This window comes from Archangium gephyra, from assembly GCF_049060025.1.
In the GTDB taxonomy this organism is placed as follows: domain Bacteria; phylum Myxococcota; class Myxococcia; order Myxococcales; family Myxococcaceae; genus Archangium; species Archangium gephyra_A.
The window spans coordinates 751,125-770,599 of record NZ_JBMEQQ010000002.1; the positions used below are offsets into that span (position 1 = coordinate 751,125).

Consider the following 19,475-nt stretch of genomic DNA (forward strand, 5'->3'; position numbering starts at 1 on the left):
TGACGATCAGCCGTGGAGCCCCAGGGTAGCAGACAGAGGCCGCCGGCGGCGCGGGCGCAACCGGGGCCATCGAGACCTGAGCCCGCGCGCGTCGGTCATCTCCTCGGTTGCATGCAGGCGGAGATGCGCCGCAGGACGGCCTCGCGCACCGGCTGTGGGAGCGTCTCGATGACGCTCCGGCGCAGCACCCCCTGGGTGAAGTTGGCGCCGCGGAGCACCTTCGCCTCCTCCAGCTCCTTCCAGGGCGCGGCGAGCTGGTCGGGGTTCAACCCCAGGACGCACGCGGCCAACTCCAAGCTGAAGTCCGCTCCCGCGAGCGCGACGGTGCGGGCCAGCCGGAGCGCATCCGGGGAGAGCCGCTTGAGCCGCTGCTCGACGATCCACGTCACGCGGTCGGACGGAGGGGGGGCGGCGGGAAAGCTCCCCTCGAAGCCGGCCGCGACCAGGCTCCGGGCCGTCTCGATGAGGAAGAGCGGGTTGCAGCCCGTGTACCTGGCCATCTGCGGAGCGATTGCCTCCAGCCTGGGGACGCCCATCTGACCGAGCAGCTCGCCGACGGAAGCCAGCATCAGCGGCTGCAGCGAGATCCAGGCCGCGAGGCCCGCCTCCTTGTGCTCACGCAGCCTCTCCTCGAACCCGGGGGACAGCTCGCCCGTGCGGAAGCAGGTGAGCAGCCGCAGCGAGTCGCCTCCTGGCTCCGCCTCCAGCAGCAGATCCTGCACGCGCAGGTGCAGCTCGAGGCTGGCCGGATCCGTGCGGTGCGCGTCGTCGAGCACCAGGGCGGACATGTCCGCGCAGCAGGTGCGGATCAACCGGGCGAGCGCCTCGGCGAGCCGGGCCTTCTCCTCGGGGCTGGAGGGCAGGGGCGGTGCGCTGGGTTCGAGCTTCCGGGACGAGCCGGGCGATCTCCTGCCGCACCCAGGGCTCCAGGGACCGCTCGGGTTCGAGCCCCAGGACGGCGCGCGCGACCCGGGCGCTCGTGGCGTAGGGGGTGGATGGATCGGCGGGCCTGGCCGCGACGAGGAGCCAGGAGCCCTGGGCACTGCAGAACTCGGAGACCAGCCGCGTCTTGCCGATGCCCGCCTCGCCGAGCACGTAGATGGGACGGCCCGCGGCCCAGGCCTCCTCCAGGGTGGCCCACTCGTCCTCGCGGCCGACCAGCACCGGCGGGGAGAGCACCGCGAGGGGAACCTCCTCGGGGACACGGTGCCGGGGGCGTTCCTGTTCCGCGGGCCGATCGAGTTCCTGGACGAGGGCCCGGGTCTCGGGGGAGGGATCGATGCCGAGCTCCCGGTGGAGTTGCTCCCGGCAGTCCCGGTAGGCCCGCACGGCGGAGGACCGATCTCCGCGCCGCAAATAGAGGCGTATCGCCGTCTGCCACGCCTGTTCGGAGGTGGGCTGCAACTGGAGCATCCGCTGTACCGCGTCGAGGGCGGCGTCGAGCTGTCCGGCCTGCTCCAGCCTCAGCGCCTCGGCCTCGGCGGCACGGCATTGCAGGTAGTGGAACTGGGTGCGTTGGAGCTGGAGCCACTCCTGCAGCTCTCCACAGTCGTCATAGGAGAAACCGGCGAGCAGCTCGCCCTGGAAGTGGGAGAGCCTGGCGTACTCCCGCGCCTCGAAGGTCTTCCGGAAGAGGAGGGCGTCGACGAGGAGGCCCTCACAAAGCCAGACAGGATCATCTCCCGCGAGGCTGTCCTCTCCGAGGGTGAGCCGCAGCCTGCGCAGGAGCTGGCGGAGGTTGACGCGTGCGGCCTTGTCGGATGTATCCGGCCAGAGGAGGCTGGCGAGCCGGCTGCGTTCGGTGGGGCCCTCGATGGCGAGGTACGTCACCAGTGCCGCCGCCTTGCGCTCCATGTGTCTGGCGCCCTGCAGGGGTGAGGTCACCCGCGCACGGCCAAGCACTTCGATATGCGTGGCAACCGTGTCCATGAAGCCCCCCTCCGGGTGAGGGCGGGATTCTTCACTCTCCGTGAGTCTGGCCGCAAGGCTGGTGTGGGTCTGGTTCACGAGGGAAACAGAACACTGTCACGCTGCAGTCACGCTTCGGAGGGCGGGTCCAGGGCCTCTCATCACGCGCGAATCACGCCGTGCTCGCACAGTGCTCGTGAAGCGGGGCCCAACGTCTTCGCGGCACTGGCGCTGGACAGCGAGGCGCTTCTCGCCATCCAGCGGGTATTGCCGCCGAAGCCCTCTCCGGAGGGTTTGCAGGTTGATCCGAGGTGAGGGGAGGGGGGCCCCTCACCTCGGGTCATTTTCAGCTCACGGCAGCGCGAGTCCCACGCGCTGGCGCAGGCGCAGGAAGTCGTCGGACAGGACGTAGGTGAGGATCTGCTGCAGGTCGGCGCGCTCGCGCAGGGCCTGCACCAGGGGCTCGGCGTTGTCCAGACGGGCGGTGGCGAAATTCGGGTCCTCGCGCAGCACCATGGTGAGGCCCACCGACACGTCGCCGCACATCAGCACGCCGGCCCGGTCCGCCGAGAACGCCATGCCCGTCAACACCGGCTCCAGCTCCACCTTGGACTGCGGCCCCAGCTCCAGGGCGGCCGGCTCCAGCGCCTTGAGCGCCTTGCGCGAGTAGGCCCGGCGGTACTGCTTCACCATCTCCTCGTTGTTGCGTCCCAGCGCCGTGAACAGCGGCGCGAAGATGCGGATGGAGTTGCCGAACAAGTCCTGCGTCTCGCCGCGCGACAGCTTGGAGAGCACCGCCGTCTTGTCGAGCAGGCCCAGCACCGCGCGGCCGAAGAGGAACTTCTGCTCGCGGGCGTTGAAGCGGCGCACCACGTCCTGGCCCACGCACATGCTCAGCGGCTCGGTCGTCTCCATGCCGATGAGCCCGCGGCGGGCCTGGTACACCTCGAACTCCTCCACGCCGAACACCTGCGCCACCGTGCGCACGGCCTTGAAGACCGCGTGGTCCGGCTTGAGCTTGTCCGTCTTGCGATCCACCCCGAGCAGCTCGAACTGCGCCGGGTGCAGCTTGCTGAGCTGATCTCCCACCGCCCGCATCACCTCGAGCAGCGGCCCGCGCGCCGAGGGGTGCATGAGCCCCGCGTCCACGTCCGCCACGCTCAGCCGCTCCTGCGTCTCCGTGGGCAGGCGGCTGCGCATCTCCGAGTAGAAGGAGGCCTCCGTCTCGTTGGCCGAGCGCAGGAAGTGCAGCACCGCCGCGGCGCAGAAGGCCTTGTCGAGCTGCCGGGTGCCTTCCCACAGCCGGAAGAGCGCGTGCAGGCTCTCCACCCGGGTGGGATCCAGCTTCAGCAGTTGCCGGTTCTCCTCGATGGCGAGCTGCGAGGCCGCCGCGTCGCGCATGTACAGCGTGGCCAGGGCCGAGCGCGCCGGGATGTTGGCCGGATCCGCGTCGACGATGTGCCGGTACAGGGTGATGGCCCGGGTGGGCTCCTCCAGCGGGCCGGCGTACAGGTCCGCCACCTTCAGCCGCAGCGAGGCCGCGCGCTTCGTGTCTCCGGTGGCATGGGCCTGGGCGGCCTGGGCCTCCAGCATCTGCGAGAGCTTCCAGCAGGTTGCCGGCGCGCTCGTAGAGCACCACCAGCCGGTCCACCAGCGTGGCGTCGCCCGGGGTGAGCTCCAGCGCCTGGCGGTACAGGGTGGAGGCGGAGGTGCCATCCCCCAGGCCCTGCTCGTGGATCTGCGCCAGCGTCACGGTGTGGCGCGCGCGCTCGGCGATGGGGAGATCCATCTCCAGCAGCCGGCGCAGGCAGTCCATCGCGCCCTGCCAGTTGTGCACCTGCTGGAAGAGCGTGGCCATGCGCTCCAGCACCTCGGTGTTGCCCGGCAGACCCTCGCGAGCGGCGTGCAGGTGGATGGCCGCGCGGCTCGGCTCGGAGAGCTGGTCCTGGTACAGCGCGCCCAGCGTGAGGTGCATCTTGGCCAGGTGGGCCGGCTCTCCCCCGAGCGGGATGCGCTGGGCGAGCGTCGCGGCGGCCTCGGCGTAGCGCCGGTCCTCCAGCAGCAGGTGGGCGCGCAGCTCCAGGGCCTCCAGGTGGGCGGGCTGGAGGGACAGGGTGCGCTCGAGCAGCTCCAGGGCGCGGGCGCGGTTGCCCAGCGAGGCGAGGTGCGTCTTCGCCGCGCCGAAGAAGGCCTCCGCGGCTGAGGCGGGATCCTGCTGCGCCAGCCGGGCCTCGGCACGCCGCTCCTGCAGCGTGGCCAGGTCCGCCGCGCCACCGCGCGCGGCCAGCAGATCCTCCAGGCCCGCGGTCGCCTGGGCGTCCAGCGGATCCCTCTCCAGGGCCTGGCGGTACAGCGCGATGGCGCCCTCCGAGTCCTTCAGCGGGCCCGAGGCGAGCCGGGCCGCGGCCACGAAGGCCTCGATGGCGCTGCGGGGATCCCTCACGACGCGGGCCTCGCTCTCCAGCAGCACGCGGGCGGAGGCGGCGTCCCCGCGGCGGGCCAGCAGGCGGCGCAGGCCCTGGATCGCGGGCAGGCACTGTGGCTGCAACTGCAGCGCGGCGCGGTAGGCCTGCTCGGCGCGGGTGGGGTTGTTCAGCCGCGTCTCGTCCAGCTCCGCGCAGCGCAGCATCAACTCCACGCGCTCCAGCTCCTCGGAGACGACCTGGAGCCGGCGCATGTAGAGCTCGGACAGGGCGGCCGCGTCACCCGTCTGGCGCAGGGCGCGCTCCAGGTAGAAGGCGAGCCGCACGTCCCGGGGGTTCTCCGCCACGGCGCGGCGCAGGGCGTCCACGTCGGCGCCCTTGTCCAGGTCGGTGGCGGCGTTCACCCGCAGCGCGTTGCCCAGGCGGGCGTCCTTCACCACCTCGGCCAGGCGCAGGCGCAGCTCGCCGCGGCGTGCCCGGTCTCCGGCGCGGATGCGCTCCAGCGTCTTGAGGGCGGTGAGGTGGCCGGGCTCCAGCGCCAGCACGGCCTCGCAGCACTGGGCCGCGCGCGCGGGCTCCTGGAAGTGGTCCAGGTACAGCCGCGCCAGCTTCATGTACGCGGCCACCTTGGCCCCCGGCGTCTGGGCCATCTGCGTCTCGCGGTCCAGCAGCCCCACCAGCTCCTTCACGTCCTCGTCGGCCAGGTACAGCCGCTCCAGGGCGCGCAGCGTGGCGCTGTGGCCCGGCGCCATCCGCAGCACCTCCTGGAACACCTCGATGGCCATCTCCGGCCGCTTGAGCTGATCCTCCCAGATGGTGGCCGCGTGGTAGAGCGCGTTGGCCCGCTCCATCGGATCCGTCCGGTTGGCGGCCTCGGCGCGCAGCACCTCGATGAGGTTCTCCCACGCGCCCTGCGCCTTGTAGATGCGCGCCAGCGCGCGCAGCGCCGGGAAGTGGCTCGGCGCCAGCGTCAGCACCTCCTGGTAGGAGGCGACGGCCTGGTGCTCGTCCTTGAGCCGGTGCTCGCACAGCTCGCCAATCTTGTAGATGAGCGCCGCTGCGGCCTCGGTGGTGGGGGCGAACTCCGCCTCGGCCCGGTACATGCGGATGAGCAGATCCCACTTGCTCTCCTGCGCGTACAGCCGGCCCAGCGCCTTGAGCGCCGGCAGGTACGAGGGCGTCAGCGTCAGCACCCGCTCGTAGGCGGCGATGGCGCCCGCGCGATCCTTCAGGTGCTCGTCGAGGATCTCCGCGTTGCGGTGGTAGAGCGAGAGCACCTGCTTGGTGTCTCCCACCAGCGAGGCCTCCAGCTCCTGGTTGCGGATGAGCTCCTGGAAGCGCCCGGCGCGCTCCAGCAGCCGCGACAGGTTGCGGATGGTGGGCAGGTGGTCCGACGCCAGATCGAGGATGCGCCGCATGCACTCGATGGCGTGGTCCAGATCGCTCAGCCGGTCCTCGTAGATGACGGCGACCTTGTTGAGCGTGGTGATGAGCTGATCCCGGTCCTGCGTCTGGAGCAGATCCTGCTCGTACATGGCCACGAGCTCGGCGAAGCGGCTCTGGCGCTCGTAGAGGCGGGTGAGGGCCTTCTGGGCGGGGAGGTAGCCCGGCTGGAGCTGGAGGCAGTTGTTGTAGCGCTGGATCGCCTCCTCCTGCCGGCCGAGCCGCTCCTCGAGGATCTCCGCCGCCTTGAACATGCGCGCGGCCTTCTCCTTGGGATCCGGGGAGGCGGCGGTCTCCGCGTCGAAGACGGAGACGAGGCCTTCCCAGTTCTGCATGCGGTAGAAGAGCTTGCCCAGGCCGGCGAGCGCCGCGGCGTGGCCGGGGATGCGCGAGAGGATGGCCTGGTAGCGGGAGATGGCGTCCACCTCGCGCTTGAGATCCTCCTCGTAGAGGGCCGCCAGGCGCAGGTTGATGGCCACCAGCTCGCTCTCGTCGTTGATGCAGCCCACCCAGGCGAGCAGCACGTCCGCGAGCTCCTCGAAGCGCTGGCGCGTCTCGTAGATGTTGGCGAGCGCGGAGAGGATGAGGGACTCGTTGGGGCTCACGCGGCGCGCGTCGAGCAGCGCGGCCAGGGCCTCCTCCTTGCGCCCGAGCCGCTCATACATCTTGCAGAGCTGCAGCCAGGCGGAGGCGCCCTGGGGCCCGAGCACCTCGGCCTCGGCGGTGAGGACCTCGAGCAGCTCCTCGGCGCGGCCCTCGCGCAGGGCCACGCGCTTGAGGGCGTTGAGCAGGAGCAGGTCCGTGCGGTCCAGGGTGAAGGCCTGGCGGAAGCACGCGGCGGCCTCGCTGAGACGCTTGAGGCGCTCCTCGAGCACGAGGCCCGCGGCGGTGAGGTAGTGGGCGCGCAGCGCGGGCGTCTCCAGCGAGGCGGCCAGCAGCCGGTACACCTCGACGAGCGAGGCATGGTCGTTGCGCGCGGCGTAGATGGCCTCGAGCTGGGTGAGCAGCGAGGTGTCCTGGGGCCGCAGCTCCAGACACTGGAGGAAGGCGGCGGTGGCGTCGGCCTCGCGTGACAGGCGCTCCTCGAGCAGCGTGCCCTTCTCGAAGAGGAGGGTGGCGCGATCGCCGGGGGCCTCGGTGGCGTTCAGCTCGGCCTCGAGGAGCTGCACGGCCATCTGCCAGTTGCCCACATCGGCGAAGAGGCGGCGCGCGGCGCGGATGTTGGCGAGGAAACGCGGCGCGAGCCGGTAGGCCTGGTTGTAGGCCATGGCGGCGTTGCGCGGGTTCTTGAGGGGGTCCTCGTAGAGGCGGCCGATCTCATGGAAGAGCAGGGCGGCCTGCGGCTCGTTGCCGAGGGCGCGTGCCTCGCGCTCCAGGGTGGCGATGCGCTCCCGCGCGTCCTGCTCGGGGCTGGAGGCCGCCGGGAGGGTGGCGAGGGTGGTGGCGAGGGCCTCGGTGGCGCCCGGACGGAGGGGGGTTCCGCCCAGTGAGACGGAGGCGACGGGGACACCGACACCGGGGGAGGACACACCTGGGGAGGACGAGGAAGGCATCCTCGACAGATCGTTGCGCTCGCTCATGGGGAAACCGGCTCCGTGAGTGGAATCAAGGCGAAAAATCACACGCCTTCCGAGGTCGTACCATGTGCTTGGAAGCCCCTCAAGTTCCCGACTTTCTTGGAATTTTGCCCGACTCGCAGGCTTGGAGGGCGAGCCGGCGTTCGTTGGATGGCTGGCAACCCGTACCGCGAGACAGGTGCCGGAGCCCGAGGGCTTCCTAGCTTCCAGGCGAGGCCCGGGCTGGCCGGTTCCAGGGTGGAGCCGGGGTTGGGAGCGCGGGTGGCCGGTGGGATGCCGGGGGGCTTCCGTGGGAACCTATCGCATCATTCGCAGACTGGCGGTGAACCCCGTGGCCGAGGTCTTCCTGGCCCGCGGGACGGGGCCTGGGGGCCAGGAGCCGCCCGTCGTCCTCGAGCGCCTGCTGCCCGCGTTCGCTCGGGATGTCACCTTCGTGGACCTCTTCCTGGGCTCGGCGCGGACGTCCGCCGGGTTGGCGCACGCGAATGTCGTGCGGGTGCTCGACACGGGGTTGAGCGGGGAGCAGCCCTGCCGGATCCTCGAGCACGTGGACGGGGAGCAGTTGGGCGCGCTGCTCGCGGCGCGGGCGCGGGGGGTGGTGCTCGGCCTGCGCGAGGTGTGCTTCATCATCCTACAGGTGGCCGAGGGCCTGGCCCGCCTCCATCAGGCGCGCGCCCGCCACCGGGGACTGCATCCCTGCCACGTGTGGCTCTCCCGGAGTGGCGAGGTGAAGCTCGTGGATACGGGCGGCGCCTCCCGGAGCGATCCGCCCTACCTCACCCCCGAGCAGGCCCGGGGCCGGCCCGCGGATGGGCGCGGCGACGTCTTCCGCCTCGGGTTGATCCTCTATGAGTTGCTCGCGGGACGGCCGCTCTTCGCGGGCTCGCCGCCGCAGGCCCTCCACCAGATCAGCGCCTTCGACGAGCGCGGTCTCGAGCCGCTGCCGGGATGCCCGCCCTCGCTCTGGGCCGTGCTGCTCCAGGCGCTCGCCGCGGATCCCGAGGCCCGCTTCGGCTCGGCGCGCGCCTTCGCGGACACCCTGCGGGGCTTCCTCGAGGAGCGCCAGCTCGGCGTGGACCGCATGGACATCGCCCACCTCTTCGCGCGGGTCTTCCCGCTGCGCCGCTCGCCCTTGGAGACGGGGCTGGACGGGCCCGGCGAGGAGCTGTGCCTGGCCGATCGGACGCCGCCGCGCCCACCCGTCATGCCGAACATCGTCCGGAGGGAGCCTCCCGGCAGGCGCGTCCAGGCGGAGGCCCCGCCGGTGCTCTATCCCGTGGAGCCGCCTCCGCCTCCGGATGCGGCGCTCGAGGAGGGTGCGGAGACGGGCGCGGAGGCTACGCCCAGGACTCCCCGCCATGTCCGGCCGCTGGAGTTGCAATCGCGGCTGCTCGACGAGGCCTTGAGTCTCGCGGGAGGAGGCGCGCAGGTGGCGCCCCTGATGGTCCGGCTCACCCGGCGCTGTGTGGCGCACCTGGGGGGAGGGGACGGCGAGGAGGCGCTGGCGGTGCTGGCGGCCCGGACGCTCGTGCTCGCCGCGCGGTTGGAGACGCCCCGGCGCTTCGTGCTTCCCTCGTTGGCGCGCGTGCGCACCCTCGTGGACGGGTTCCCGGAGGTGGGGGAGTTGCTGTCCACGGTGCTGCTCGCGGGGCGGGACTCCGGTCCACCGGCCGGGTGCGCCGCGAGGGCCGTGCTGTGCGCGGCGGCCTTCGTGGCCCAGGTGCAGTGCGCGAGGCCCGGGGTGGTGGAATCGGCCCGGGTGCTCGGCCGTCTGCGGGAGGATCCGCGGCTGGCGCCGGAGACCGTGGAGGCCCTCTCCGCCGAGCTGGGAGTGAGCGCCATGCTGCCCGCCGTGACGGGGGGCGTGACGGCGTCACCGTAGCGGCAGCACGGCCTCGCGGACGTAGCGGTCGGCCTGGCCCCAGGGAGACTCGGGGCGTCCGGCGAGCTGTTCGAGCTCGGTCCTGGGCATGTGCAGCAGGGACAGGCCGGTGCGGGTCAGCTCGAGCCAGGCGCGCAGCAGCCGCTTCTCCTCGCGCCGCATGAGGACGCAGCCGCGGGCATTGGTGGAGAGCGCCCCTTCTCGCAGCAGCCGCTCGTCCTCCTCGAGGGACGTGTCGAAGGCGGCGAGCCGCGCCTCGCAGGCGGCGCCGAGGGAGCGCAGGACGCGCTCCTCGTTGGCCACGCTCAGCGGAGGGATGGAGCCCAGGCCCGTCAGGAGGCGGGGAGCGAGCCTGGGCAGCTCGAGGGGCGCCGCGCAGGCCACGCGCAGGAAGGCGAACATCCGCTGGGTGGCCGCGTGTTCGTACTGGAGCGGCACCTTGAAGGGCTGTTTCGCGGTGGGGGAGGAGAGCCCGAGCAGCTTCTGCTTGCCGGAGGCCAGCGGGGTTCCCTCGGGGAGACCGACGGAGAGGAAGACCTCGTCCTGCTCGTTGTTCTCAGCCACGAAGCCGAAGTGGAGCAGGAGCAGGTCATTGCTCTTGGCGCCGTAGCTGTCGTGAATCTCGAGGCCGGAGGCCACGGGGTTCTGGGCGGTCATCACGAAGAACTGCCCATCTTTCGAGGTGTCCCACAGCACGTCCGGTGGCCGGCGGTGGTTGAGCATGTCCGCGAGCGGGACGAGCGCGCGCCCCTGGAGGCCGCCCACCTTCAGGCCGAAGTTGCGGGAGGACACGGAGAGCCGGGCCCAGATGAACTCCTCGACGGAGAAGCGCTCGTAACCGGGGACCTTCTGGCAGAGCAGGGCATGGTCCTGCCGGAGCGAGTAGTCCTGGAACTGGAGCAGGGTGAGCACGAAGGAGCCCTGGAGGAGGGTGCGCTCGGACTCGGAGAAGAAGAGGGGCACGTGGGGGAAGGCCTCGGGGAGGCTGTCCACGTAGGGCTTCCAGAAGGAATCGGGCCGGTGCTTCTCCTGGAGGAGGAAGGAGGCGAGGTACAGCTCCTCGTTGTCCGGGTTGACGTGGGACTGGAGCAGACGCCCGATGTCGGAAGCTCTTGGCGACGTCGAGGGTGAGGAGGTGGCTGCGAGGGACCTGGAGGACGGCCTCGCCGGTGGAGATGTCGGCCTGGGCGAGCACGGAGCGCTCACCGTTCTCCTGGCGGACGACGTGCAGCTTGGGGAAGCGGGCGCCGCCGTCCTCGAGCCAGCGCAGCAGGGCGGCGATCTTCTGGTCCGAGGACTCGGGAGAGGTCCTCAGTCCGGACGGCGGGGGGGCGGCCGATGGATGGGCGAGGCTCATGGGTGCGCCGGACGCTACCTGACGCGCGGAGAGGGGCGCAAACGGCCTCCGAACTCAACGCCCCGCGCCTCCCGTGGGCCAGGTACGCATCCCGCCGCGCGTGCTAAATCGGCTCGACCCCTGAATGGGACGACTGGAAGAGGAGGGGGTTCAACATGCAGCTCAAGGACAAGCGGATCATCGTCACTGGAGGCGCCCGCGGCATTGGCGCCTCGACCGTACGGGTGTTCGTCGCGGAGGGAGCGCGGGTCGTCTCCCTCGATGTGCTGGACGAGCTGGGACAACGCGTCGTGAACGAGGCCCACGCCCAGGGTCCGGGAACGGCTCGCTACTTCCACTGCGACATCTCCCAGCGCGCGAGTGTGGATGCGGCCTTCTCCGCCGCGACGGCACACCTGGGCGGACTGGACGTGCTCGCCAACGTCGCGGGGATTGATCATCACGCCCCGGCCGAGGACATCACCGACGCGGACTGGGACCGGGTCTTCGCGGTCAACGTCAAGGGAACCCTGCTCACCAATCAGGCGGCGTTCCGCGCCATGCGGGAGAGCGGGGGCCACATCATCAACTTCGGTTCCGACGCGGGCCTCATTCCCTATCCCACCGCCGGCCACTACTCGGCCGCCAAGGGCGCGGTCATGGCGTGGACCCGCACGGCCGCCGCCGAGTGGGGGCGTTACCGGATCACCGTGAACTCCGTCGTCCCGGCCATGTGGACGCCCATGTACGAGGAGACCCGGGCGCTCATGACGCCCGAGCAGCTCGCCCAGCACGATGCCGCCATGAAGCACATCATCCCTCTCGGCGGCAGGCTCGGGGACACCGACAAGCACTTCGCGCCCGTCATGGTGTTCCTGGCCGGCAACGGGTCCGACTTCATCACCGGGCAGATCCTCTCGGTGAACGGGGGCTTGTGCAACGTCAGGTAGCCCTACCTGGCTCAGTGACAGCTCGGCTGGCCCGAGGCGGCGCCCACCGCGCGGTAGATGAGCACCGCCGCGGCCACCAGCGGCATGGCTCGTTTGAGCACGAACGTCGCCAGCCCGGGCTGCTTGTTGCGCCACAGGCCCGCCTGAAGCTGCGTGCCCAGCAGTGCCGGCATTCCTCCGAGCGCGAACGCACCCATGAGCAAGGCTCCTCCCGAGAAGGAGCTGCTCGCCAACGCCGCCGCGTACACCCCGAAGAGCAGACCGCACGGGAGCAACGGGGTGACCGCACCCATTGCGCCCGCCCGGCTCGCGGACGAAAACTTTGCGCCCAGCCGCATGAGGGCACCCGCCAGGCGCGAGAGCCCCGGCACCGGCCGCAGCCGCTTGCCCAACTCCAGCGCCGACGCCACCAGCGCTCCCGCCATGAGCCACGGTAGATAGGGCCGCGCCGACACGGCCAACGCGCGCGTCACTTCACCGCCCAGCGCGCCCAGCAACCCCCCCGTCAGCGCGTACGCACCCACGCGCCCTCCTTGATAGGCGAGCACCGCGCGCCAGCGCTCGGGGCCATTCACTCCCGGTAGCGCCGCGCACGCCAGCGGCCCGCACATCAATAGACAGTGCACGCTCCCGGTGACGCCCACCACCAGCGCGCCCACCGCGCCCGCCACCACCACGGGGGGCGACGTGAGCAGGCCCAGGAGCCCTTCGAGAACGGGAACGGTGGGAGTCATGTCCTCGTCGTTCGCAAGCGGCATGCCGTTCGCAAGAGGACACTCGCGCATGCCTGCTCCCACTACCAGCGAGCCGTCCGCGAGTCCCTGCCGCCACTGCGGCAGCCCCGTGCCCGAGGGGGCCGCGCGCCAGGAGTTCTGCTGTGCCGGCTGCGAGGCCGTGCACCGCCTCCTCGTGGAGCAGGGGTTGGACCGGTACTACAGCCTCGCGGGGGGCAAGTCCGCTCCCGTGGCCGAGCCGAAGAAGGATCGGGGCTTCGCCTGGCTGGAGCCGCTCGTGGCCCGGAGCGAGGCCGCGCCCGGCCCGGTGTGCGTGCTCGAGCTGGACGTGCAGGGAATCCACTGCGCCGCATGCGTCTGGCTGATGAACGAGCTGTTCCGCCGCCAGCCGGGAGGCGCCTCGCTCACGGTGAATCCCGCCCTGGGCAAGGTGCGGCTGGCCTGGTGCAGGGGCGCCTTCGAGGTGGCGGCCTTCCTGCGCACGGTGGAGTCCTTCGGCTACCTCTTCGGCCCCAGCCGCAAGAGCCCGGAGGCGGCCTCCACGGATCTGCCGCTGCGGCTCGGGGTGTGCGTCGCCCTGACGATGAACGTGATGCTCTTCTCCGTGAGCTTCTACGTGGGGCTCACTCCCGAGGAGGGCGACGTCTTCCGGCTCTTCACGCGGCTGAGCCTGTGGCTCTCCACCGCCGTGGTGCTGGTGGGTGGCTGGCCCTTCTTCCGCTCCGCGTGGCGGGGGCTGCGCAGCGGCGTGCTCCACCTGGACCTGCCCATCGCCCTGGGCATGCTGCTGGTGTACGTCACCTCGGTGGTGCAGGTGCGGGACGGGCGGGGGGACCTCACCTACTTCGACACCCTCAACACCTTCGTCACCCTGATGTTGGTGGGGCGCTGGCTGCAGCAGCGCGTCCTCGAGCGCAACCGCCGTTTCCTCCTGGAGGATGATGGGGCGGAGGGCCTCTTCGCGCGCCGCCAGGAAGGAGAGCGGCTCGTCACCGTGCGCGCCGCCGAGCTGCACGCGGGGGACGTGCTGGTGATCGCCCCGGGCGAGCTGGTGCCCGTGGACGCCGAGCTGCTGGACGCCCGCGCCAGCTTCTCCACGGACTGGATTACCGGCGAGCCGGACGTGCGCACGGTGGAGCGGGGAGGCGAGGTGCCCGCGGGGGCCTTCAATGCCGCGCGCTCGGCGGCCCATGTGCGCGCGCGGACGGACTTCGGGGACTCGCCGCTGGTGGCCCTGTTGCGCCAGGCGCCCGCCGGCACGGGCCGCGTGCCCGAGCATGCGCGCTTCTGGAACGCGGTGTCGCGCCGCTGGGTGCTCACCGTGCTGGCCGTGTCCGTGGCGGGCTTCTCGCTCTGGTGGCCGCATGGGGAGCAGCGGGCGCTCGAGGTGGCCGTGTCCCTGCTGGTGGTGACGTGCCCCTGCGCCATCGGCATCGCCGTGCCGCTCGCCTACGAGCTCACGCAATCGCGCCTGCGGAGGCTGGGCCTCTTCGTGCGCAGCCAGGACCTGCTGGAGCGGCTGCCGCGCGTGCGCAAGGTGCTCTTCGACAAGACGGGCACGCTGACGCTGGGACGGTTGGAGCTGGTGGATCGCGGGGCCGTGGGAGCGCTCGCGCCCGAGGTGCGCGACGTGGCCTTCGACATGGCCGCGCGCAGCAACCACCCGGTGAGCCGCTGTCTCACGGAGGAGCTGGCGCGAGCGGGGGCACGTTTTTCGTCGGGTGCGCAGGTGACGGAGCACCCCGGGCTGGGCCTGGAGCTGATCCGTCCGGAAGGAACGTGGCGGCTGGGGGCCGCGGAGTGGGCGGCTCCCGGTGCAGGGGGAGGGGAGGGGACGGTGCTGGCCAGAGAGGGCCAGCCCGTGGCGGTCTTTCTGCTGCGTGAGTCTGTACGGGCCGATGCACGCCGGGAGCTGGCGGCCCTGCGTGAGTCGGGCCACGAGGTGTGGCTCATCTCGGGGGACGCGCCCGAGCGCGTGCGCGCCATGGCCACGGCGCTGGGTCTTCCCGAGGAGCACGCCCTGGGGGGGCAGCGTCCCGAGGACAAGGCGGCCACGGTGTCGCGGCTGGACCAGGAGGACACGCTCTACCTGGGGGATGGCGTCAACGACAGCCTCGCCTTCGAGCGTGCGTTGTGCGCGGGGACCCCCGCCATCGACCGGCCGGTGCTGCCGGGCAAGTCCGACTTCTTCCTCCTGGGCGAGGGCCTGTCCGCCATCCGCGAGTCGCTGGCGCTCTCGCACCGGCTGCGGCACATGGTGCGCCGGCTGCTGGCCGTGGCCCTCCTCTACAACGGGGTGGCCGTGGCGGTGTGCCTCGCGGGCCTGATGACGCCGCTGCGCGCGGCGGTGGCCATGCCACTCAGCTCCCTGTCGCTCATCCTCTTCACCCTGGCGGCCCTCTCTCCCCGGCGCCCGCGCGCCGCCAGCTCCTCTCCGGCGCTCACCGAGGTGCACGCATGAGCGTCCTCGTCCTCCAGGTCTTCGTCAGCCTCATGCTCGTGGCGGGCTCGGTGCTGCTGTTCGCCTTCAGCGTCCGGCACCGCGACTACGAGCACTCCGACCGCCTCTCCCTCTTCCCGCTGGAGGACGACAGCGCCCGCCCCGCGCGGGTGGAGCCGCCCCAGCCGACATCGCAGTCCGATCTCCCGAGGTGATTTCGTGCAACAGCAACGCATCGTCTACGACGACACCATCACCCGCAGGTTCATCATCGCGTCGATGCTCTTCGGCGCGGTGGGCCTGCTGGTGGGGGTCATCATCGCCGCCCAGCTCGCCTGGTGGCAGCTCAACTTCGGCGTTCCGTACCTGACCTTCTCGCGGCTGCGCCCGCTGCACACCAACGCGGTCATCTTCGCCTTCGTGGGCAACATGATGTTCGCGGGCGTGTACTACTCCACCCAGCGTCTGTTGAAGACGCGGATGGCGTCCGACACGCTCTCCAAAATCCACTTCTGGGGCTGGCAGTCCATCATCGTCGCGGCGGCCATCACCCTGCCGCTGGGCATCTCCACGTCCAAGGAGTACGCCGAGCTGGAGTGGCCCATCGACCTGGCCATCACGTTGGTGTGGGTCGTCTTCGCCATCAACTTCTTCTGGACGCTGGCGAAGCGCCACGAGAAGCAGCTCTACGTCGCCATCTGGTTCTACATCGCCACCATCATCACCGTGGCGGTGCTGCACATCGTCAACAGCCTGGCGCTGCCGCTCAACGCGCTCAAGAGCTACTCCGTCTTCTCCGGGGTGCAGGATGCGCTGGTGCAGTGGTGGTACGGCCACAACGCCGTCGCCTTCTTCCTGACCACGCCCATCCTCGGCATCATGTACTACTTCCTGCCGAAGGCGGCCGAGCGTCCGGTCTTCTCGTACCGGCTGTCCATCGTGCACTTCTGGGCCCTGGTGTTCATGTACATCTGGGCCGGCCCGCACCACCTGCTCTACACGGCGCTGCCGGACTGGGCGCAGTCGCTCGGCATGGTGTTCAGCCTCATGCTGTGGGCGCCGTCCTGGGGCGGCATGCTCAACGGCCTGCTCACCCTGCGCGGTGCCTGGCACAAGCTGCGCGAGGATCCCGTCCTCAAGTTCTTCGTGGCGGGCGTCACCTTCTACGGCATGGCCACCCTCGAGGGGCCGCTGCTGTCCATCAAGTCGGTGAGCGCGCTCGGCCACTACACGGACTGGATCATCGGCCACGTGCACGGCGGAGCGCTGGGGTGGAACGGCCTCATGGCGGCCGGCATGTTCTACTGGCTGATGCCGCGCCTGTACGGCACGAAGCTGCACTCCACGAAGGCCGCGGACGCGCACTTCTGGATGGCCACCGTGGGCATCCTCCTCTACATGGTCGCCATGTGGGTGTCCGGGGTGAACCAGGGCCTCATGTGGCGCGCCACCAACCCGGACGGGACGCTGCTCTACCCGAACTTCGTGGAGACGCTGCTGGCCATCCGGCCCATGTACATCGTCCGCATGGTGGGCGGCCTGCTCTACCTCGTCGGCTTCGTGCTGATGATGTGGAACCTGTACAAGACCGCGCGTTCCGGCAAGGCGGTGGACGGCGAGACCACGGTGGTGGTGGAGCCTGAGCCGGTGCCCGCGGGCGCCCAGCCCGGCCTCGGGGCGCTGCTCACCGGCTGGCCGTTCGTCTTCGGCCTGGCCATCATCGGCGTGTCCATCTTCCTGGGCTGGGGCAGCCCGGTGCGCTTCTTCGTCCTCACGGGCGTCATCGTGGCGCTGGGAGCGCTGGCCTTCGTCGTGGCGCGCAAGCAGCGCGAGGCGGGCCGACCCTCGTGGTTCGCGCTCGTGGAAGGCCGTCCGCTGGCCTTCACCGTGCTCACCCTGGTGGCCGTCCTCGTGGGGGGCGTGGCGGAGCTGCTGCCCACCATCCTGGTGAAGCAGGCGGTGCCCCACCACGGCGAGGCCCAGCAGCCGTACTCGCCGCTGGAGCTGCAGGGACGTGACCTGTACGTGCGCGAGGGCTGCTACGTGTGCCACTCGCAGATGATCCGTCCCTTCCTCGCCGAGACGCAGCGCTACGGCGACGTGTCCCGCGCCGAGGAGTTCATCTACGACCATCCCTTCCAGTGGGGCAGCAAGCGCACCGGGCCGGATCTGCACCGGTTGGGCGGCAAGTACCCCAACCTCTGGCACTACACGCACCTGATGGATCCGCGCGCCACCAGCCCGGGCTCCAACATGCCGTCCTACGCGTGGCTGGCGGCGAACAGGATCGACGTGAAGGCGGCGCCCAAGAAGCTGGCCCTCATGCAGAAGCTGGGCGTGCCGTACACCAACGCGGACGTGGACGGGGCCGAGCTGCGCCAGAAGGCCCAGGCCGAAACCATCGTCACGGACCTGGCGGCCCAGGGCGTGAAGGTGGCGTGGGACTCGGAGATGGTGGCCATCGTCTCGTACCTGCAGCGGCTGGGGCGCGGACCGCAGGATCTGCCCAAGCCCGCCCAGCCCGAGCCCGTCTCGTCGACCACGGGAGGCGAGTAGCCATGTACAAACAATACTTCGCGGGCATGCAGCTCACCGCGCTGCCCCTCTTCGCCATGTTGTTCTTCCTGGCCCTCTTCGTTGGCGTCGTGGCGTGGGTGCTCCTCGCCCGGCGCGGCCAGGACTTCGATGGGCTCGCGCGGCTGCCACTGAGCGAGCCGGAGGATCACCCATGAGTGCCCAGGACAAGAGCGGCATCGTCCACGTCTACGATGGCATCGAGGAGATGGACAACCACCTGCCCAACTGGTGGCTGTTCCTCCTGTGGCTCACCGTCATCTTCGGCTTCGGCTACTGGTACTACTTCCACACGACGGGCCAGGGGAGGGGCTCGCTGGAGGTGTACCGCGCGGAGGCGGCCGAGGCGGCGCGGCTGGCCGAGGCCCGCAAGCCCAAGCCGGACTCGGACGCGGGGCTGATGCTGCTCGTGCAGGACCAGGGCCTGGTGGACGAGGGCAAGCTGAACTTCCAGCAGACGTGCGCGGCCTGCCATGGCCTGAAGGGCGAGGGCATCATCGGCCCCAACCTGACGGACGACGCGTGGCTGCACGGCGGCAAGCCCACGGATCTCCACAGGGTGGTGAACGAGGGGGTGTTGGCCAAGGGCATGCCCGCCTGGGAGAAGGTGCTGGGCCCGCAGCGGGTGCGCGCCGTCGTGGCGTACGTGCTGACCCTCAAGAACACGAACGTGCCGGGCAAGCCGCCGCAAGGGGAGCCCGAGAAGTAGGGCATCCGCCATGGCCACCTCGCAACCCCAGCCACAAGGCCCGGGCATGGGCCATCTTCCTTCCGTGAAGGAGGATGGCTCGCGTCTGGCCATCCACCCGGCGGACGTCCGGGGCCGCTTCACCACCCGGCGCTACGCCGTCTTCGCGGTGCTCATCGCCATCTACGTCGCGCTGCCGCTCATCCACGTGGGAGGCCGTCCCTCCATCCACCTGGACGTGGTCGCGCGCCGCTTCTACCTCTTCGGCAACACCTACAACGCGCAGGACTTCTGGCTCGTCCTCTTCCTGCTCACCACCATCGGCTTCGGCCTGTTCTTCCTCACGGCGTGGTTGGGCCGGGTGTGGTGTGGCTGGGCCTGCCCGCAGACGGTGTTCCTCGAGGGTGTGTACCGGCGGATAGAGCGGTGGATCGACGGCCCGCGCGAGCGCCGCCTGCGCATGGCCGCCGGGCCGTGGACGGCGGCCCGGGTGGTGCGCGCGGTGGCCAAGCACGGCGCCTACGTGGCGGTGTCGCTCTTCCTGGCCCACGTGGCGCTCAGCCTCTTCGTTTCCGCGCAGGGGCTGACGGGCATGGTGCGCGAGGGGCCGCTCCAGCACCCCGTGGCCTTCGCCTGGGCCATGGCCGTCACCGGCGCGCTGTACTTCAACTTCGCCTGGTTCCGCGAGCAGCTCTGCGTGGTGCTCTGTCCCTACGGGCGCCTGCAGTCCGCCATGCAGGACCGGGAGTCGCTCATCATCGGTTACGACCTGGGCCGGGGGGAGCCCCGGGGCCGCCTCCAGAAGGCGAAGGCCGGGGGCGAGGCCTCCTCCCGTCAGGGGGACTGCGTGGACTGCCGCAAGTGCGTCCTCGTGTGTCCCACCGGCATCGACATCCGCAACGGGCTGCAGATGGACTGCATTGCTTGCGCGCAGTGCGTGGATGCCTGTGACGAGGTGATGGACAAGCTGGGCCGGCCCCGGGGCCTCGTCCGCTACGACTCGCTCAACGGGCTGGCGGGGCAGGGGAGGCGCGTGTCGCGGCCCCGGCTCCTCGTCTATGGGAGCATGCTGCTGGCCTCCGTGCTCGCGCTCGGGGTGAGCCTCGCCCGCCGCACGCCCTTCGAGGCCAACCTGCTGCGCCTGCAGGGGACGACCTACGTGCTGGAGGGCGGCACGGTTCGCAACCAGTTCGATCTGCACCTGGTGAACAAGAACCCCACCGAGTCCACCTTCTCCCTGCGGGTGGACAGCCCGGTGGAGGCCTCGGTGGTGGTGCCGCAGCGGGAGGTGAAGCTCTCCTCGCTGGAGGGTTTCCGGGTGCCGCTCTTCCTCACCCTGGAGCGCGGCCAGGCCCGCCCCTTCACCTTCTACGTGGAGGTGACGGATGAAGCCTCGGGCCAGGTGAAGCGGCTGGAGGCCCACTTCCTCGCGCCTCCCGGGAACGGCACCTGACGCAGGCTTTGCGCGCCTTCCCCCCCGCGGACCGGCAGGATTTTCGCACTGCCTGTCCGCCCGGAGC

At 70.8% G+C, this 19,475-nt stretch carries 13 protein-coding genes; 8 read left to right on the forward strand and 5 right to left on the reverse strand.

The annotated features are described in order from the left end of the window. Positions 1 to 95: 95 nt before the first annotated feature. The 3 genes from ACN28I_RS03445 to ACN28I_RS03455 all read right to left on the reverse strand — a co-directional run bounded on the left by ACN28I_RS03445 (position 96) and on the right by ACN28I_RS03455 (position 7,354). Positions 96 to 722 (reverse strand): hypothetical protein, encoded by a 627-nt coding sequence (locus ACN28I_RS03445; RefSeq protein WP_420940730.1) that lies wholly within the window; start codon positions 720 to 722, stop codon positions 96 to 98. After that, positions 616 to 1,929 (reverse strand): BTAD domain-containing putative transcriptional regulator, encoded by a 1,314-nt coding sequence (locus ACN28I_RS03450; protein WP_420940731.1) that lies wholly within the window; start codon positions 1,927 to 1,929, stop codon positions 616 to 618. Before ACN28I_RS03450 ends, ACN28I_RS03445 begins: the two co-directional genes overlap by 107 nt. 325 nt (positions 1,930 to 2,254) lie before the next feature. After that, complete coding sequence (locus ACN28I_RS03455) at positions 2,255 to 7,354, reverse strand: Adventurous gliding motility protein K (RefSeq protein WP_420940732.1); 5,100 nt, start codon at positions 7,352 to 7,354, stop codon at positions 2,255 to 2,257. A gap of 286 nt (positions 7,355 to 7,640) precedes the next feature. Here ACN28I_RS03455 and ACN28I_RS03460 point away from each other — a divergent pair, with 286 nt between their 5' ends. Then, positions 7,641 to 9,233: a serine/threonine protein kinase gene (locus ACN28I_RS03460; RefSeq protein ID WP_420940733.1), complete on the forward strand. Its 1,593-nt coding sequence runs from the start codon at positions 7,641 to 7,643 to the stop codon at positions 9,231 to 9,233. Here the strand turns inward: ACN28I_RS03460 and ACN28I_RS03465 are convergent. Further along, the gene (locus ACN28I_RS03465; RefSeq protein WP_420940734.1) at positions 9,225 to 10,439 is read right to left on the reverse strand and encodes an SET domain-containing histone-lysine N-methyltransferase; all 1,215 of its coding nucleotides are present in this window, start codon (positions 10,437 to 10,439) and stop codon (positions 9,225 to 9,227) included. The genes ACN28I_RS03460 and ACN28I_RS03465 overlap by 9 nt on opposite strands. A gap of 306 nt (positions 10,440 to 10,745) precedes the next feature. On the opposite strand from ACN28I_RS03465, the gene ACN28I_RS03470 reads away from it, so the two are divergent. Next, positions 10,746 to 11,519: an SDR family NAD(P)-dependent oxidoreductase gene (locus ACN28I_RS03470; protein WP_420940735.1), complete on the forward strand. Its 774-nt coding sequence runs from the start codon at positions 10,746 to 10,748 to the stop codon at positions 11,517 to 11,519. 11 nt (positions 11,520 to 11,530) lie between these two features. Here ACN28I_RS03470 and ACN28I_RS03475 read toward each other — a convergent pair whose 3' ends face one another. Continuing rightward, the gene (locus ACN28I_RS03475; RefSeq protein WP_420940736.1) at positions 11,531 to 12,253 is read right to left on the reverse strand and encodes a sulfite exporter TauE/SafE family protein; all 723 of its coding nucleotides are present in this window, start codon (positions 12,251 to 12,253) and stop codon (positions 11,531 to 11,533) included. Between the two features lie 49 nt (positions 12,254 to 12,302). Here ACN28I_RS03475 and ACN28I_RS03480 point away from each other — a divergent pair, with 49 nt between their 5' ends. The 6 genes from ACN28I_RS03480 to ccoG are packed head-to-tail and all read left to right on the forward strand — an operon-like array spanning position 12,303 to position 19,408. Beyond that, positions 12,303 to 14,714: a heavy metal translocating P-type ATPase gene (locus ACN28I_RS03480; protein ID WP_420940737.1), complete on the forward strand. Its 2,412-nt coding sequence runs from the start codon at positions 12,303 to 12,305 to the stop codon at positions 14,712 to 14,714. Next, entirely contained in the window at positions 14,711 to 14,908 is a 198-nt protein-coding gene (locus ACN28I_RS03485) for a cytochrome oxidase (protein ID WP_420940738.1), read from the forward strand. Before ACN28I_RS03480 ends, ACN28I_RS03485 begins: the two co-directional genes overlap by 4 nt. A gap of 4 nt (positions 14,909 to 14,912) precedes the next feature. Then, positions 14,913 to 17,249 (forward strand): cytochrome-c oxidase, cbb3-type subunit I, encoded by a 2,337-nt coding sequence (gene ccoN / locus ACN28I_RS03490; protein WP_420940739.1) that lies wholly within the window; start codon positions 14,913 to 14,915, stop codon positions 17,247 to 17,249. A gap of 2 nt (positions 17,250 to 17,251) precedes the next feature. Beyond that, a complete protein-coding gene (locus tag ACN28I_RS03495) occupies positions 17,252 to 17,425 on the forward strand; it encodes a cbb3-type cytochrome oxidase subunit 3 (protein WP_420940740.1) in 174 nt (57 codons plus the stop codon). Then, positions 17,422 to 17,976 carry a cbb3-type cytochrome c oxidase N-terminal domain-containing protein gene (locus tag ACN28I_RS03500; RefSeq protein WP_420940741.1) on the forward strand — a complete coding sequence of 185 codons (555 nt, stop codon included), beginning with the start codon at positions 17,422 to 17,424 and terminating at the stop codon, positions 17,974 to 17,976. The genes ACN28I_RS03495 and ACN28I_RS03500 overlap by 4 nt, the downstream gene beginning before the upstream one ends. 10 nt (positions 17,977 to 17,986) lie before the next feature. Further along, complete coding sequence (gene ccoG / locus ACN28I_RS03505; RefSeq protein WP_420940742.1) at positions 17,987 to 19,408, forward strand: cytochrome c oxidase accessory protein CcoG; 1,422 nt, start codon at positions 17,987 to 17,989, stop codon at positions 19,406 to 19,408. The last annotated feature ends 67 nt before the right edge of the window (positions 19,409 to 19,475 follow it).